This window comes from Thiomicrorhabdus xiamenensis (assembly GCF_013282625.1).
Taxonomy (GTDB): Bacteria; Pseudomonadota; Gammaproteobacteria; order Thiomicrospirales; family Thiomicrospiraceae; genus Thiomicrorhabdus; species Thiomicrorhabdus xiamenensis.
Genome location: NZ_CP054020.1, coordinates 1,862,476 through 1,879,518, shown reverse-complemented (window position 1 = coordinate 1,879,518; position 17,043 = coordinate 1,862,476). Strand labels below are relative to the sequence as shown.

At 41.2% G+C, this 17,043-nt stretch carries 11 protein-coding genes; 2 read left to right on the top strand and 9 right to left on the bottom strand.

From position 1 onward, the window contains the following. Nucleotides 1-27 precede the first annotated feature (27 nt). From HQN79_RS08655 to HQN79_RS08645, 3 genes are all read right to left on the bottom strand, one after another. Complete coding sequence (locus tag HQN79_RS08655) at nucleotides 28-933, bottom strand: recombination directionality factor (protein ID WP_173285639.1); 906 nt, start codon at nucleotides 931-933, stop codon at nucleotides 28-30. A gap of 76 nt (nucleotides 934-1,009) precedes the next feature. Further along, the gene (locus HQN79_RS08650; protein WP_202984490.1) at nucleotides 1,010-2,047 is read right to left on the bottom strand and encodes a YqaJ viral recombinase family nuclease; all 1,038 of its coding nucleotides are present in this window, start codon (nucleotides 2,045-2,047) and stop codon (nucleotides 1,010-1,012) included. 37 nt (nucleotides 2,048-2,084) lie between these two features. Beyond that, nucleotides 2,085-2,378, bottom strand: a complete 294-nt coding sequence (locus HQN79_RS08645; RefSeq protein WP_202984489.1) for a hypothetical protein — start codon at nucleotides 2,376-2,378, stop codon at nucleotides 2,085-2,087. A gap of 394 nt (nucleotides 2,379-2,772) precedes the next feature. On the opposite strand from HQN79_RS08645, the gene HQN79_RS08640 reads away from it, so the two are divergent. Beyond that, nucleotides 2,773-3,465: an inovirus Gp2 family protein gene (locus HQN79_RS08640; protein ID WP_173285635.1), complete on the top strand. Its 693-nt coding sequence runs from the start codon at nucleotides 2,773-2,775 to the stop codon at nucleotides 3,463-3,465. Nucleotides 3,466-3,566: 101 nt separating this feature from the next. On the opposite strand, the gene HQN79_RS08635 is transcribed toward HQN79_RS08640, so the two are convergent. From HQN79_RS08635 to HQN79_RS08615, 5 genes are read right to left on the bottom strand one after another with little or no spacing between them, the layout of a single operon-like run. Further along, nucleotides 3,567-6,698, bottom strand: a complete 3,132-nt coding sequence (locus HQN79_RS08635) for a type I restriction endonuclease subunit R (RefSeq protein WP_173285633.1) — start codon at nucleotides 6,696-6,698, stop codon at nucleotides 3,567-3,569. Next, complete coding sequence (locus tag HQN79_RS08630; RefSeq protein WP_173285631.1) at nucleotides 6,698-8,509, bottom strand: ATP-binding protein; 1,812 nt, start codon at nucleotides 8,507-8,509, stop codon at nucleotides 6,698-6,700. Before HQN79_RS08630 ends, HQN79_RS08635 begins: the two co-directional genes overlap by 1 nt. Then, nucleotides 8,510-9,685 carry a hypothetical protein gene (locus HQN79_RS08625; RefSeq protein ID WP_173285629.1) on the bottom strand — a complete coding sequence of 392 codons (1,176 nt, stop codon included), beginning with the start codon at nucleotides 9,683-9,685 and terminating at the stop codon, nucleotides 8,510-8,512. Nucleotides 9,686-9,706: 21 nt separating this feature from the next. Next, a complete protein-coding gene (locus HQN79_RS08620) occupies nucleotides 9,707-11,083 on the bottom strand; it encodes a restriction endonuclease subunit S (RefSeq protein WP_173285627.1) in 1,377 nt (458 codons plus the stop codon). Next, nucleotides 11,073-12,620, bottom strand: coding sequence for a type I restriction-modification system subunit M (locus HQN79_RS08615; protein WP_173285625.1), 1,548 nt, complete (start codon nucleotides 12,618-12,620; stop codon nucleotides 11,073-11,075). The genes HQN79_RS08620 and HQN79_RS08615 overlap by 11 nt, the downstream gene beginning before the upstream one ends. 395 nt (nucleotides 12,621-13,015) lie before the next feature. On the opposite strand from HQN79_RS08615, the gene HQN79_RS08610 reads away from it, so the two are divergent. Continuing rightward, complete coding sequence (locus HQN79_RS08610) at nucleotides 13,016-14,377, top strand: metal-sensitive transcriptional regulator (RefSeq protein WP_173285623.1); 1,362 nt, start codon at nucleotides 13,016-13,018, stop codon at nucleotides 14,375-14,377. Nucleotides 14,378-14,640: 263 nt separating this feature from the next. On the opposite strand, the gene HQN79_RS08605 is transcribed toward HQN79_RS08610, so the two are convergent. After that, nucleotides 14,641-17,001, bottom strand: a complete 2,361-nt coding sequence (locus tag HQN79_RS08605; RefSeq protein ID WP_173285621.1) for an EAL domain-containing protein — start codon at nucleotides 16,999-17,001, stop codon at nucleotides 14,641-14,643. Nucleotides 17,002-17,043 lie beyond the last annotated feature (42 nt).

The following is a 17,043-nucleotide window of genomic DNA, read 5'->3' as shown; positions in this document are numbered from 1 at the left end:
GAGGCATCTCCTATAAATTAGTGTTGTTTAATGACGGTTTAGTTGTTGTATCTGCTGATCCATGCGATCGGTCAGCGAGTTAGCAGAGGACGTTGAAACTGATTGAGCGTTAATACCTGCTTCTGGATAGAATTCCTCAATCACTGATTCGATGGTGTCTTCATCGTCTTCAAAGTACCCATTACCAAAACCCCGTTTAGCGGCTTCATCTAAAGCACTTTGATCAAAGCCCATCTCCAAGCGTTTCTGCTCAAGGTTTATTGCCTGTTCTAAAGTCGATTCAAGGTCAGTACCATCGCGTAAAGTCAGATCAACGTAGTAAATTGGCTGTCCATAACTCTGTCGGGTGGATTTACCGCGTATCTTTAAAGCCAGTGGTAAGCAGGCAAGACGATTACCTGATAAGGCTTGGAAGTAGCTCAATCGAGATGCCAGTGTGCGAATGGAATTAAAGCCGCTTGTACGAAAGACAAAGCTGCCTATTGGATCCTTATCGTGATTCGGTTCTGGTGTGATGACTACATTGAGGCGTCCGTACGGTTTACAGCCAGCAGATGCAAACTCACAGTGTTCAGGGCTCGGGCAAGACAATGATTCAAATCCATTTGGCGTGTGACGAAGACAAGTTTCTCCGTTACCCGTACAGATTGGTCTAGCCGTTTGTCGATCAAATAGACAGTATTCAGCACGAAGGTTTAGATCGGGCTGGTTAAACAGAACCTGTATTGGAATCTCACGAAGTTTTCCATTGGCTGATTGGCTGCGAAGAGCTTTATCTAGGGGATGTTTGATCCAGCCCTCCGATGTTTGAATCTGACTGGTGATCGTGAACTGATCATCTTTCTTAGGTAAGCGTTTACCGTTCTTCTCAATGATCTGTCCAATGGATATCCGCCCGATGGTTGGTGGGGTTAAAGCGAATCCTTTTAACATGATGTGTTCTCCTTACTGGAAAAAGGGCATAAAAAAGCCCAGCGAGATGGCTGGGCTTATTTCGTGTTATCTGGGGTTAGTGTGTGGTTTGAACTAAGAAACGTCTCGTACCAAGTTTGGGTTTGGAGTATTTTTCATAGAGTTTGGGCTCTTCTTGTTTAAAGCGTTTTGTATCAAGTTGAGTGCTAGGTTTGGACTGTCGCCAAGTTATTTTTCCTTGTTCAAATAAGGCGATGCTGTTTTCACCAATCGTTTCTTGTAATTGATGTTTTAACAAGGCTTCTTGTTTTGACAGGATTGTTAATTGCTCGCGTACTGAGAGAAGAGTGTTAAATCTCCGGTTAGCTTCCTCATCTGTTTCAAGATTAAGAGTTTGATTATTATCGTGAGGGTAGAGGAGCCGGAGTGCCTGAGCTGAAGAGCTGTTTGCATCAACCGGCGGCGGGATGTCATCTTCCACTCTTTTCCAAAACAGCGCTTCGAGTTTAATGAGCTGTTTGATTAACTCATCATCTCGTTCTACTCGGTAGGTCTCTAGCTTCTGACCACCAATCAGTACGGCGACATCGGCAGCGAATTGTCCAGTGACGGCCAATTGGTGTTGTACCTGTAATTGAATGTACTCTGGAACCCCGTTCTCCCAAAACTTGGCAGAATGAATGCCGGCGGTTTTGCACTCCAGAATCTGTACTTCTTCATCACCGACAATGTCACGATCCAGATTAGCAAGCATCCATTCATGTTCACTATGCTGGAGGATTGCATTTACACGACGTACCTTACGTTGAGTGCGTTTGGCATAATGTTCTGCAACAATCGGTTCAAGTACCGTTCCCCATAATAGTGGGCTGTCTTCAACTTCACTCGGTTGTTCAGGGGTAATGCGTCCGGTCTTCTCCATCCAAAGCTCAAGCTGGGATTTGTATGGGTTTAAGCCAACCGCAGCGGACGCATCCGAACTGCCGATGCCTTTCAGCCGAGCTTTTAACCACTGGTCTTGACTCAGGTTACGAGTTGCCAGCATTCGTTTCGCCTGTGCGTACGATCGAGCAGAGTGTTGATCTGTACTAGGGTGATTGTTAGTGTTGGTAACAGTGTTGTGTAATTCACTCATGATATTTCTCCAATCTTGTTTATTCAGGCATAGATCACTATTCGGATTCAGAAAAGCTGTGACCACATTGTTTGCAGTGGAAGTTATCCAGAACCGTTTTGTCTATTCGTTCACCTAACTTGGCTCCGGTAACACCGCCTGATGTAGCCCCGATAAGAGCGCCAAGAATTGAACCACCGAGCGTCCCAAGCGTTAAGCCTACTGGTCCGCTAACAACACCTATATGGGCACCAGTACGAGCACCATTGGCTGCACCGATAAAACCTGCATAAGCACCACCGGCTATACCAATCGTTCCGGCAGTCTTCTTGCCAAGGTTTCTTGTAATCACTTGCTTTGACCCGCAAGCAGGGCAATGAATGTTCATAGCTTTCTCCTAGATATGGCAGAAGTTTGACGAAGTAACGGCTTCGTCTTCAGGAGAGTGGTATGTACCTGAGATTGGTTTGAATCGTATTTGGGGCGTGTAAAAAATTACGGATTTTTCAACTTGTATGAGTGGCTATCAAATTCGATGATGAGCTGATATTTATTAACTGCCAGAGTGTTATTACTTTCGGCGATTTCCTCGATATGACTGGGGGATTTTGGGTATTTCCTGTCGGTATAGTAATAAAGAAGGGGGGTTAATCAAAAATTGGTTGTAAAGGCATGTGAAACAAGGCCTGTTCTAGTCATCGATATTGGATAGCTAATGTTTATTTTAAAAATGTTGAGTATCGATTATGTTTGACTATCCTAAACATCCTTCAAATAGAAACTTAAGCTTGTACCTTTATTCTAAATACCAATCATTTCCTGTCATGTCGGAAAGAGGCGCTTTAATAGCAGAATATGTTGAAGAGGGATTCAGATCATTTTTGTGGGCAATTAACCGGCAAGTCAGAACCGCTATGTTTCGATTTGATTTACGTTTTCCACAGGACTATGGCAATGCTTTTAATGAAGGAATGATTAACTCGTTTACTAGAGGGCTTAAAGAGTTCATAGAACAGGATCAGCTTGAGAAGTTAAGGTCTGGAAAAAGGGTTCATAAAACCGAAGTCAATTATCTTTGGGTAAAGGAGTATGGTAGGGCATCCGGACGCCCTCATTATCATTTTGCGCTATTTTTAAATAAGGATGCTTATATGACTTTAGGGCGGTTTGGCGGGCGAGACAATCTATATGAGTTAATAGCCAAAGCATGGGCAGATGCAATTGGGTATCCGTATTATCCTGCTCAAAGGTTAGTACATGCATGCTCTAACCCAAAGTATTGCCAGAAACCAGTGGAGTATATTGATCTTAACAATACGAGCGCCGATGAGCAGATTGGTGATGCATTCTATAGGTTGTCATATCTGTTCAAAGCCGAGACAAAAAAGTTTGGGAGAGGTTGTAGGAATTTTGGTTCAAGTTTAGGTCAGACGGCGTAAGAAATATTTGACCGGTTTTCAGTCTTTGTTAGTCTTGCCGTTGCTCGTGGCTCACTTGGCAAGGTGTTAGGGTATTAACGGCTTTTCTTTTCCCTTAATTGTTATTCTACCCAATTATCTTCAATAGCCACGGCCTGTTGCATCACACGCTCTACCGCTTCAAGCTGTCCGTCTGGCGGGTATTTGTATTTGCGAAGCAGCCGTTTGATGGATTTACGCATCTTGGCTTGGATGTTGTCTTTTTTAGAAAAGTCGACGCGAGACTCTTTTTTAAGCAGAGCTGTGAGTTCACACGCTATCTTTTTCAGGGTTTTATCTCCAAGCTCTCTTACAGCGGCTTCGTTCTTTTCTAGGGCATCATAGAAGGCGTATTCATCATCGTTTAGGCCTAGCTCATCACCTTTGGCAATAGCGTCATTGAATTTCTTGGCCAACTCGATCATCTCTTCAATGACTTGAGCGGTTTCAATACTTCGGTTGCGGTATTTGATAATGGATTGTTCCAGCAACTCGGAGTATTTCTTCTCCTGAGCGACAAACAACTTGCCTCGTGCTTTAATTTTGTCTGCAAGCAGTTTTTCCAATAACTCAACCGCTAGGTTCTTTTGCTCAAGGTGTGCGACCTCATCAAGGAATCGCTCATCCAAAATCGAAATATCTGGGTTTTCAATACCAATCTTCGAGTAAATATCAATCACGTCACCCGCATAGACTGATTGCGATAAAAGCTGTTTGAGGGCATGATCCCGATTTTCATCAGAGACTTTCTTTTTGGTGTTGGTGAATTTTTTTAGCATTGAGCCAACCGCTTGAAAAAAAGCGATTTCGGGCTTTAAGTGCAACACATCTTCATGCTCACCGGCTAAAGCTTGTGCTTTAGACATAGCAGCGACTATATCCAAATATTGTTTAACACCTGGATTATCCGTAGTTCTGACTTCAGCACCGACTTCGCCCGGATCTACACCACAAATATGATCCATCGCCAGTGGTAAAACCTTCATGGCTATTTTAGGATCTTCAAAGCCAGAGTAATCACAGCCATGCAACATCTCTCTGGCGAGTTCCACCGTTTCCAGTAACTTTTGCGCCGCTTCTGCGGTATCCACCACCGGTTTGCCTTTACCATCAGATTTGGTGTAATTCATCAGCGCTTCTTTAAGCTCATTGGCAATGCCGATGTAATCCACGACCAAACCACCAGGCTTGTCTTTAAACACACGGTTGGCACGAGCAATCGCCTGCATAAGGTTTGCCCCTTTCATGGGCTTATCAATGTAGAGTGTATGCACAGAAGGCGAATCAAAGCCGGTTAGCCACATATCCCGCACGATCACAATGCGTAGCGGGTCTTCAGGGTCTTTAAAACGTTTGGCAAGGGTGTCTTTTTCGGTTTTAGACGTTGAATGCTTGGCAAGTTTAGCGCCATCTTGCGCCGATGAGGTCATAATGACTTTAATCGCACCACTGTTTAAATCGTCACTGTGCCACTCTGGACGCAGTTTGGTAATTGCATCATACAGATCAACACAGGCATTGCGGCTAATGCCCACAATCATTGCTTTACCGTCTAGCTTTTCACAACGACTTTCAAAGTGTTCAACAAAGTCAGCCGCTAGTTTTTCAATACGAGGTGCAGCGGAGGCTAAGGCTTCCAGAGCAGCCCATTTCGATTTAGCACGATTTGACACATTAACATCGTCATCATCAATAATCGATTCGACTTCCTCATCAATGCTTTTCAGCACATCTTCATCGGCATCCAGTTCAATAATGCGACTTTCATAATACAGTGGAACCGTTGCGCCATCTTTCACGGCATCTTCTATGTCGTAAATCGAGACATAATCCCCAAACACGGCGCGGGTGTCTTTATCCACTTGATCAATCGGAGTACCGGTAAAGCCAAGGAAAGACGCATTCGGGAACGCATCGCGCAAATATTTGGCATAGCCGTATTTGATTTTCCCTGTTTTGGGATCGAGCGTGGCACGCAGGCCATATTGCGAGCGGTGAGATTCATCGGTAATGACAATAATGTTTTTGCGGTCCGACAATACGGGATAGGTGTTTTCATCCGCCGATGGCGCAAACTTTTGAATAGTAGTAAAAAAAACACCGCCGGATGGGCGGTTCATCAATTTTGCTTTCACTTCATCACGACTGTCAATTTGCACCGGCTTTTCACGTAAAATCTTTTCTGCTGCGGCAAAATCTTGATAAAGCTGGCCATCTAAATCATTGCGGTCAGTCACCACTAAAATCGTAGGATTGCACATTTCTGGGTGCGTCATGGTAATCGCTGAGAAGAACAAGGCACTAAAAGACTTGCCCGAACCTTGGGTATGCCAGAAGACACCGACTTTGCCATCATTTTTATGATTGACTGCAAGTAACGCATTACGCACCGCCGCACGTACCCCATGAAACTGATGATAAGCAGCTATGACTTTAAAGCGATTTTCTTTACCTAAATACAGTACATAGTTGCGGAAAAATTCCAGCAAACGGTGTTTGTCACAAAAGCCTTTGATTAGTGTTTCTAACGCCCATTGTCCTTTTGGAATATCGTTTTCATCCCTAACCACTCGCCAAGGCATATAGCGTTCTTTAGACGCAGTCAACGAACCAATCAACGCTTCTAAACCGTCAGAAATAATATTGGCCAGTGTGGTTTCAAATAGGGATGGGATTTGGTCTTTATAGGTTTCGATCTGGTCGAAAGCTTTCCACACATCGGTGTCGGCATCAGCGGGGTTTTTCAGCTCAATCACCACCAATGGAATGCCGTTTACAAAAAGTACGATATCGGGCTTGCGTGGTTTGGCGAGGTCTTTAACCTTAAACTGATTAACCACTAGGAAATCATTAGCGTCGATACTCTCAAAATCAATTAAGCGCACCTTATCGCCAATCACTTCATCGTCTTTGGAATACTCAACCGGAATGCCATCACGCAACCAGTAATAGACCTGCTCATTACGATTCACCAAACCTTGTGCAGTGCGTTCGATTAATAAATCAAACGCTTGCTCTAAAGCCTGTGCTGGCAAGTGCGAATTAAACTCTCGCATCGACTTTTGCACACGCTCATTCAATAAAACTTGATGATAGCTTTCTCGCTCGGGTGAAGGGCCGTCAGGCTGAATGTCATAGCCACAAACGTATTCATATCCAAGATCAGAGAACCATTGGAGGGTGGCTTGTTCTAAAGTATCTTCGTTAATCAGCATTAGAAAAAGTCCACCTCTACGTTTTCAGACCACAGCTTTTGAAGGTTTACATCGTCACTAGCAGGTCTATGCTCATTGTTTTCAATGTAATCAACTTGCATTACAATTGGTAAGTCAAATGCTGTTCCGGTTACAACGCAACTGCCTTTTGCAAGATTGGGAATTAAACTTTTTGACATACGATCTAGGGTACTAATTGTGTTATCAATTAAAAAAAGATCTTTGTCATTTACAAGCCTATGGATAAAAAAGTTGTGAAGTTGAGACATGATCGTTGGAGAAATATCCGCTGGTCTTTGGCTTGATAAAGTTAAAAACATACCAAATTTTCGACCTTCTTTAATTATCTCCTCAAACATTTCTAATCTATAATCCTTCCAGCTTTCATGCTCTCTATTGGACTGTTGGGAAAGTATGTTGTGTGCTTCATCGATTATGAAATGAAGTGTTTTATCTACTGGGTTCGTCACGGAATTTCGATGTTCTTGATAAAACATTTTTGCAAGTAATAACGGTACTATTTTCTTCGTAGCTTGGTTACAATCTCTCAAGGAAATAACATTCAAAAGCTTAAAAGGACTCTCAGCATTATCCGAAACGTTGAATATCTTAATTAAGTCAGTCATGGCAGACTCGACCCGCTTTAAAAGTGGTTGAATGTGCTCGTATTGAATATATCCGTTATTCAGATCCCGTAACAGTTGCAAGTTAATTCTGACAAGTAATTCATCAAACACAGAGATATCTTCAACATCAATAGTGTCGACTATAGGTTTAAGGTTTGCATCATAACCATCTTGTGTATCAAAAAACTCCCAAGACGTACTAGGTGGCGGTTTATGACAAGCAAATTTTCCACCTTGGTCATACCAAAAGATTTTACTTAACTTCTCTTCGAGATCTTCTGCACCAATATGCTTAGCTATAACTTTCAACTGGTTAAGAGAATCGTTATTTTGGGATGTAGATACAAAACAATGTTCGAATGTTTTCTTTATATAAATTGCTAAGCTATCAGGATTAGATTTAAATTTTTCTCTTCCCTCGACAACTCTGTTTAAAAATGGAGTTTGGGTGTTTGCAGTAGCCTGAAACAACAGAGCAAGAATTTCTGTGTTCCAAATCTGTGAACTTGGCAGTGGAAATTTGTCACCAGAGTCATCTCGTGTCTTTAATTTATAAGACTTTTTATTAGAAGTATCTTTAATCAATTGGTTGCCGACATATTCGCCATTAAAGTCGATTAGTAAGAAAGTACTTTTACCCTTGATTACATCTTCGAAACTATCAAATAACTCCGTATACAGTTTTGTTAGAGTATTAGATTTTCCGCTTCCCGTATTTCCAAAGATACCTATATGACTATTAAAAATTTTACTCCACGGAAGGAAGACAGGAATATCCTCTTTTAACATATTGCCAATTTTGAAGGTTCCATCAGCTCCTTGACTAAAAATTTGACCAACTTGTTTTTCATTCAACAAATAGGCCTTATCTTTAATCATTGGCATGACCTTAACACCATCATAAAAGCTGTTTTGCTCGAAATAACCTATTGGCTTTACTTCAACCTTTCTAATGTATTGTTTTTTATTGTCATCGTTGTCAAAACGATTTTCATCAAGGAACTCTCCCTCGACCATACAAACAATTTGGCGAAATCCACGTTTAATACTCAGGTATTCCCTTATTGAAACGCCTTTGTATTTGTCGCCTTCATAAAACAAAGTTTCTAAGCTGGATTCCTCAAAAATCCTCAACGTAACTTGAGTGCCTCTAACAGCGATAACTTCTCCTACATCAATGCTCATCTATTCACCATCTCGAAGTAAATCAGCGTTAAAAACTGTTTCATTGAAAGCATCAAAATCCAGCACCTTTCCGTCAAGAGCGATAAGTTCTACGTTACGATACCCTTTAAAACGCTCATGCATAACGGCCTTCTCTTGATCATTAAAGCAACAGATATAAACTTTCAGCTTTGGATTTGATAGAGATCGTTTTACTAAGTTAAGAATATGTTCATCTGCGAAAGAAAAAGCAAAACTGATGAGTACCGAGTTCGCTTCTTCCAATTGGTAACTTAAAAGCCGAAGCATTTGATAATAGTGTTCTTCAAACACTGTTTCATGAAATTTCCACTTCGTTGGGTTAACGATAGGTAATTGATTGTATGAGTTCCAAAACGATTCAATTTCTTGAGAGGATAGTTGAACATCTATAGCTAAAACATCACGAGTATTTTTTGTTGCATCATTCAATACTGAATCAAGTTGAGCTAAACTTGTTCCTACTGATTCTGGAATAACAACATCTGCCTCATGCGATGAATAATCGACCTTAATAACATCAGCACTTTTTCTCCAATACGCAGAACCATGAAGATTAATTAAATTAATTTGCGGAATATCTGTAGAGTTTTTTCCAAACACTCCAGATCTGCAAACATAATTACTAAAATTTTTCGCAGATAATGTTTTATCTAGAAACCCCGTTGCACCATCATTTAAGACAAAATCAAGAGAATTCTTTTTAAGTAAATAATCAGCTACGAAAGGAATACAACCATCATAGTTGGTAGTAAAAACATTGCATCGGCGACTAAAAGCACTTTTTTGCTGCAGAAGACGGACTATAGAGTCTATAAAAGTTTCATAATTATCTAAAACTTTTCTTTTTAGACAATCGTCACTGGAAGAATCCCTTTCACAAGGGTTATCAATCAAAAAATCATTAGGATTGAAATTTATTGCTGGCTCAATCACTTTTCTAAAATAATACATGAAGAGTAAAGTTAAATGATTTTTGCACCCACCTTGCTCTAATTTGGTGGCAAGGGTTTCTAAGGTTTCAGTTTTAGTCTCATCATTAGAGTCTTTTAATGGCAGCCATAGTGTAGGAAACAAACCATGTGAAGCTCCTGATCCTATAATAAAGTTGATCTTCTGCTGGTATATATCACTTAAAGGGATGCATGAATTTGACATTAAACTTCTCTTTACTCTTTACTAATTAAAATCACCAGATAAAAGTTTTGGTAACAATGAATCTCTTATTTTGGCTAAGCTCTTGGATTGAACGACATTTGATTTAATTCCATCGTACAAATTACCAACAGTTGTGCTAAATCTTTCCATCACGGCTTTTGAAGGCACAATTACGGCAATAGGTTTAAAGTTCTTTTTACTAATTTCCATAAAGGTTGTACCCGAAGCACGATTTTGGATTTGATCCATGACTGAGTCACACCACTGTAAAACGAATTCCGGTGTAAGTTCACCCTCACATTTCATGGCAATAAAACCTTGATTGACTGCAACAGGTACTTTTGCCAAAGCCAAATAACCAACAGGGGCACGAGAGGACATTAAAACAGTATTTTCTGGCAACAACCCAGATGAAATTTTTGTTAAACCAGCCGGTGTAATTTTTCTATCGGTGTTTAACAACACTTTATCTTGAAGCGATGACAAATCTTTGGGAGTTGCCCAATTAATCTCACCGTCATCCCAAAATTCAGGGATTTTAGTTGATGGCGTACCTCCTCCAACAACAGTTACTTCATTTCCAATTTCGCTGACTCGCCACCCCTTAGGGATTTTGCCAAGTTCGCTGTTTTGCATGGCGTTTGGGAAGAGATCGGCGGTTTGGTGGAGTTGTTGATATTTGTCGGGGTGTTGAGCTTGTAGGGTTTGTAGTTGTTGAGTAGTTTTTCCGCTAATGACTTGCATGGCGGCAAGGGTGGCGTCGGCTTGTGTGCCGCCGTTTTCGAGGACGGCGATTTTGGCTTTAACGGGTTCAAAATAGACAAACCAGCTTTTAAAAATCGCCTGCGCCATTTCTTCTAAGGTTTGATTGATTTGGCGGTTGGCTTCTATTTTTTCACAAAAGCTGAAATATATATCGCCAATCTTTTTCTGTATAACTTTATCTTCGATGATATCTAGGTATAGGTTTTTAAAGTCACCTTTTTTAAAGTGAGGAATCAATGACCCCACATGCATATCCTCAATTTTTTTTTGAGTCTTAGGAGAACGTAGTAGAGCGAAAAGGTATTTAGGAAAAACTAAATCCTGATTTGCTCTAATTGCAACCATGTCTTGAGCAATACAGAATGGTACAGGGTTTTGAGTCCATGCAACTCGTCCAGGACTACCTTTACAAACGAAAATAATGTCTTCTGGCTCTGGATGTCCCCTAAACCAGTTCTGATAAGTTTCATCATCAACAAATCTGATTTTCTCATACACAGGATATAACGAGTCATTCTTAATGCAATTTGTTGCTATCAAGGGAATTCCAGAATCTGTTACTGGACAGGTTTTTCCTCTGTTATCAACTATATTAGATAATAAATCTTGAAAGCTATACTCCTTAAAGCTCATAACCCAACCCCGCTAGGTTCTTTTTAATTTCAGCCTCTAAACGGTCGCTTTCTTTGAATTGTTCGCTTAGTTGGGAGGTTAAGCGTGCCATTTTTTCGGCAAAGGGTTCGCCGTCGTCTTCGACTTCTGCCGCGCCGACATAACGCCCCGGGGTAAGAACATAGTCGTGTTTTTGGATGTCTGTCAAATCAGCGGATTTCACCAGGCCTGGTATATCTTCATAATCGCCATCGGCAAATTCATCTTGCATCCAGTTGTGATACAGCTGGGCAGCTTCGTGAATGTCCTCAGCGTTCAGTTCTTTTTGTACACGACTAATCATCTGGCCCTTGTTTCTCAGGTCAATAAACAGGGTTTGACCTTTTCGTGCGCCTTTGTCGCGGTTTACAAACCAGATACAGGCTGGAATTTGGGTGTTGGTAAATAGCTGACCAGGCAAGGCAATCATGCAATCGATAATATCGGCCTCAATCATCGCTTTACGAATGGTGCCTTCACCTGAAGTATTAGACGACATGGAGCCATTAGCTAACACCACACCGGCACGACCTTTGGGTGAAAGTTTGGCATACATGTGTTGCAGCCAGCCAAAGTTAGCATTGCCGGCCGGTGGCACACCAAATTGCCAGCGGGCATCTTCAATCAGCGCGGCTTGTCCCCAGTCAGAAATATTAAATGGAGGATTTGCGAGTACGTAGTCCATTTTCACGCTTTTGTGCTGGTCGTTATGGAAAGTGTCGGCTGGTTCGCGTCCAAGGTCAAATTCAAACCCTCGAATGGCAAGATTCATGGCTGCCAGTTTCCAAGTGGTAGGGTTGGATTCTTGACCGTAAATGGAAATGTCGTTTGGGTTACCGTGATGGTTCATGACGAACTTTTCAGAATGCACAAACATACCGCCAGATCCACAAGCTGGATCGTAGACCCGGCCTTTTTTCGGAGCGAGGATCTCAACGATTAAATCAACAATGCTAACGGGCGTGTAGTACTGACCGCCTCGTTTACCTTCACTGGAGGCAAAGTTACCTAGGAAGTATTCAAAAATTTGACCAAAGGCATCGCCACGGCTGAGTTCGCCTTGATCGAAGTTAATCACTGAGAATTCATCAATCAGTTGCCCCAGTTTATCGGCAATATTAAGGCGCGAGAATTCTTTATAAAGAATGCCTTTGAGTTTTGGGTTCTCATGCTCGATTTCACGCATGGCATCGTCCAAAATCTTGGCAATATCAGGGCTTTTGGCGTTGGCTTGGAGATACGCCCAACGGGCTTTTTCCGGTGTCCAAAAGATGTTTTCAGAGGTGTATTCGTCGCGGTCGTTTAAGACATCATCGCGGTATTCAGGCTCTTCGTACAACTCATCGTCTGGATCGGAAATGCGCTTTTCTAACTCAGTGCGAAAATTGGTAAAGGCATCGGAGACATATTTTAAGAAGATCAGCCCTAAAACCGGGTACTTGTATTCGGACGCGTCCATATTGGAACGCAGCTTATCAGCGGCGGCAAAGAGTTTGGATTTGAATTCTTGGTTCGTCATGTATTTTCACTGAATTTTCGAATTATTGCATTGTACTTTTATTTGTTTAAATGTGCACTAAGCAGCCTAAGTATTTACACGAAGAATAAAGCAAGTCCTAGCTGAGTGATTGCATCTTTTGTATTCACTGGGTTGCTTTTTTCTAGCGATTATCAAGTTTATGTTTGTTGAGTTTTGTATAGGGGGGGGCTGCCGTCTTGCTCGTTTTGTGGAATGAGGTTTTTCTTTTTAGATGGAATTGAGGTGTCTGGCGGTGATGTTTGATTGCTATAATGCTTTCCCTTATTTTGGACTATAAGTTATTGTTTTTTAATTTATTTTAATGTTACTTTATATAAAAAAACTTCTAACTTAATACTAGTCGAAATCGTTTGTTCGATGTGACGGGAAGTGTAATGACGAATGCTAGAATAAATAAAATTGATAATCAGATAAGGATGGTCAATAAAGTTGTCCCTGAAATATTGTGGTGCAATGATGCAGGTAAAAAAGTAATCAATTTGGTAAATGCCTTGGAAGGTAAAAGCAAGGCGCTTAAAAATATACTTTTGTTAGAAAAAGAGATTCTTGAATATGTAGATAATTATGGTTGGTATCGGTTTGAGGTAGAAAATGAGTTGAGAGTCTGGGAGAGGAATCCCTTTTTACTTGAGCACTATAAAAATAGCTTTATTCCAATACGAATTTTAGAAGGAGGTGCTCTTGAGCGTATGCATAAAATATTGGGGAGGGTGTATCAACTTCCAAGTACATTTATAGGACGCTCAAGTAAATATAATAAGTTGTATTTATTTTGCTTCTCAAAATTCGAATCTGGTTCTCCGCTAAGTAGGTTTTTGAATGGAATTCAAGGTAAAGAAAGACTGATTACATATAAAGAATGGTGTGCAGATGAATACGCTTTAGGTAAGGCTGTACTGGATGAAATTCAACAAATATCAGATGCTTTAAAAGTATGGGTTGATGATAGAAAGGACACGCTTTTAGCTTTTTCTGATGTGAATACGGCAAAAAAAAGAGGGGGGTTGAAAGGATATTTACAGAGCGTTTTAAAGAATACAGATTCTCCTTACATGATGCGAGTCTTCTTACTTCATGATTTTCATAGGCCTGATGCTATTGATGTTAAGGGCTTAGTTAAGAGCTGGAATGAATTGATAAAATCGAAGGAAGCGTTCTTTTGGCCAGATGTAAAAGGGTTTGTGTGGAAAATTGAAGTTGTTGGAGAGAAAGATGCTTTTATAAACAAAACGCATCCGGTTTGGGGGGTGCAGTTGTTATTGGTGTTTGAAAAAGAGTTCGGCGCATCGTTTGAAGAAAACATTTTAGAGGAATTGTTTATAGCATGGAATAAGCTAAATGTTAACAACAGGTCCATAGAGGAAAACTGCATAAAACAGGAGCCTACGACAGGTCGCGTTGGAACGTGTAAAGGACCTTATTCGGTTTATATAGCTTTGCCGAGTCAGTCAAATTTAATCAAGAATATAGACAAATTAGGGTTGCGGCCACAAGTACCGAAAAGAAAAAGTGCGCTTGAATCATTGCACGGGGAGTTTGATAAGAGGGATGGTAGCTCAAAGCAGGCGTTGAATTATTTAATAGACTATTTTGTTACTTCTGATATTGTTTTTAGTGTTCCTATGGATGTCAGTTTGAATGACAATAAAATCGGAAAGCCTCTTAGTGTTAGAAGATTTGGTCGGGGGGAGATCCATAAGAAGGTCAAAAAAAGAGCTAGAGGCAAGTCAGGTTAGGTTTTAAATCCCGTTCCTGTTCAAAGTGACTCTTTTAAATGTGAGTATAAAAGTGAGTATATTTTATTTTTTATGCTTTACATTCCTTTATTGATAGTAGTTTTTGAATCCCTCCGTCTCCGCCATATTGATAAATCAACCGCGCTTGTCGCGGTTTTTTTATGTCTGAAATCTTCGGTTTGCCGAAGTTCGACAGATCTTAAGATTTAATTGTATTTTTATCCGACCAATACAGGGATTGGATTCAAGAAATGTTGACCAGTTTAACGTTGTAAAATTTCAATTAAGGGCTGTGGTTTGCCGATTCCATAGCCTTGTGCATAGTTCACGCCAATCTGCTTAAGCTTTTCTAGTACGCTGTCGTTTTCAACAAATTCAGCAACGGTTTTGAGTCCCATTACCGTGCCGACTTCATGAATCGACTTAACCATGGCATGATCAATCTGATCGTTAGCAATGTCTTTGACAAACATACCGTCAATTTTTAACTTGTCTACCTTCAAGGTCTTTAAATATCCGAAAGAGGATAGCCCGCTGCCAAAGTCATCCAGTGCAAAGGTCACTCCTTTTTCTCTTAAAGTAGAGATAAAGTGCTGAGCATTCTCTAAATTCGCGATTGCAGTGGTTTCCGTGACTTCAATACAGAACTTTGGTGCCAGGCTGCCCATCTCGGCAAACTTGGCAGTTAAAAAGGTTAAAAATTCGTGAGAGGTCAGGGATTGCGCAGAAATATTAATGGCGCAATAACCGATTGAAGGTAAAAAATCGGGATATTCCCTGAAGAGCTCAAATGCTTTGGAAAATACCCAGTAATCGATATCAATCGCTTTGTCATATCGTTCTGCGGCGGGCAGAAAAGCGCCGGGTAGGGCTATGCCAGTGTTGGAATTCATCCGTAACAGCAGTTCATAATTAATTTTGCCTTTATCGGAATCCTTGTCACTATTAATGGTCATGATGGGTTGTGCGTAAAGCTCGAACAAGTTTTCCTGTAACGCGGACTCGATACGTGAAATCCAGCCCATTTCTTCGGCTCTGAGCTGTAATTTTTCATCGTTCGATACATAAAAATGGAAAGTATTCCTCCCTTTGTCTTTCGCGGCATAACAGGCGGAATCAATCCACTTCATAATCATGTCCGGTTTTGTCATGGAGTCATCAATTTCGACGATTCCGATGCTTACACCAATGCGGAATACCTTGCCTTCCCAGGCAAATTGATAATCGCGAATCGCATTGATAATCTCGTTGGCAATGGATTTGGCGTTATCCTGATTCGAGTTTTCGAGAATAATACCGAACTCGTCGCCTCCGAGGCGGGCTAAGACATCAGACTGGCGAATATAGGGCTGAATCAAACGAGGGATTTGACGGAGTAACGCATCACCGGCACTGTGGCCGCAGGTGTCATTGACAATTTTAAACTGATCCAGGTCCAGGTAAAAAACGTAGTGTAATTGATGATCTTCAGCTCTTTGCAGCAGCAGAGACAGGCGGTGTTCAAATTCATATCGGTTTATCAAATCCGTCAAGGCATCATGCGAAGCCTGATAAGAAATTTTCTTTTCAACGAGCTTTCGCTCGGTAATATCTTGCCCTTCGGCAACCAGGTAGGTGATTTCCTGTTCGGAATTACGAATAGGGGTCAAGATAAAGTGAATGATCATTTTTTCCCCATTCGCAGAGCGAATGGTCACTTCTTTATTTATCTGCTGCCCCGAGGCACACATTTGAATGTCTGACTTAATTTGCGAACGAAGCGCATTATCTCCCCACCAGTAGCACTCGAAAAAATAGCGTCCAACCCAGTTGTCTTGATTACTTCCCATGGATGTCGCGGCAGAGTTGTTAACCAGTTCAATCATTCCGTCAGTGGTTAACATCACGGTGAAGGTCGATAGCGCATCGGTATATTGACTCAGTTTGTTTTTCGAGGTTTGCAGCTGTTCGGAGATTTCTTGCTGCATTTTCAAGTTGGAAGCCAGTAAACGTTGCTCCTTGCGGGAGCTTCTAAAGGCGTAGAAAAATAAAAATAAAACCAGCGCCAAAAAAATCACGAAAATCAGACCAAACCGCAGTTTGGAACCGATAAGCTTCTGGTTGACGTTATCCACCAAGAGGGCCGACTCGATACTCCCCAGCTCAATGACGCCCGCTAATTTATTTAGAATTTCGGTTTGGACAGGGATTGCTTTATTGAGCAGAATCGTCGTCGCTTCTTCTTTGGCGCCATCAAGAAATAATTGAGAAATTTTATCCTGCAGTGGTGCGTTGATTTTGGTCAGGGCCGTTTGTTCGGAAAGCAATGCTTTTTCTCTGTCGCTCAGCTTCAGGGTATAGAGTTCTTGTCGGGCGTTGATAAAGCGATTGGCCAGCAAGCTTAATCGTAGAGAATATTCATCAAGAATAAATTCGTCCGTTTCCGCCATCATCTGCAAGAGAATTAACGAGCGTTCACGAGCAGCATTGTGCATAGTCGTTAGAAGGTTACGTTTTGTTTGTTGCGATTCGACTTGGCTGGAAATATTTCGGTATGTATTGGTGACGTTACTGTAAACGTCATAAATAAACACGAGGGAAATAAACAAAATAACGGTAATAACAGCGACAAACTGTTTATTCATGAAGCATTCCCATTTTTCTATCTATGCCAAAAAAACATTAAA

Excerpts from the sequence above, each read along its gene's own strand:
- HQN79_RS08640 (WP_173285635.1), top strand. The coding sequence starts at position 2,773 with ATGTTTGACTATCCTAAACATCCTTCAAATAGAAACTTAAGCTTGTAC.
- HQN79_RS08625 (WP_173285629.1), bottom strand. The coding sequence starts at position 9,685 with ATGTCAAATTCATGCATCCCTTTAAGTGATATATACCAGCAGAAGATC.
- HQN79_RS08615 (WP_173285625.1), bottom strand. The coding sequence starts at position 12,620 with ATGACGAACCAAGAATTCAAATCCAAACTCTTTGCCGCCGCTGATAAG.
- HQN79_RS08630 (WP_173285631.1), bottom strand. The coding sequence starts at position 8,509 with ATGAGCATTGATGTAGGAGAAGTTATCGCTGTTAGAGGCACTCAAGTT.
- HQN79_RS08650 (WP_202984490.1), bottom strand. The coding sequence starts at position 2,047 with ATGAGTGAATTACACAACACTGTTACCAACACTAACAATCACCCTAGT.
- HQN79_RS08610 (WP_173285623.1), top strand. The coding sequence starts at position 13,016 with ATGACGAATGCTAGAATAAATAAAATTGATAATCAGATAAGGATGGTC.
- HQN79_RS08620 (WP_173285627.1), bottom strand. The coding sequence starts at position 11,083 with ATGAGCTTTAAGGAGTATAGCTTTCAAGATTTATTATCTAATATAGTT.
- HQN79_RS08635 (WP_173285633.1), bottom strand. The coding sequence starts at position 6,698 with ATGCTGATTAACGAAGATACTTTAGAACAAGCCACCCTCCAATGGTTC.
- HQN79_RS08605 (WP_173285621.1), bottom strand. The coding sequence starts at position 17,001 with ATGAATAAACAGTTTGTCGCTGTTATTACCGTTATTTTGTTTATTTCC.
- HQN79_RS08655 (WP_173285639.1), bottom strand. The coding sequence starts at position 933 with ATGTTAAAAGGATTCGCTTTAACCCCACCAACCATCGGGCGGATATCC.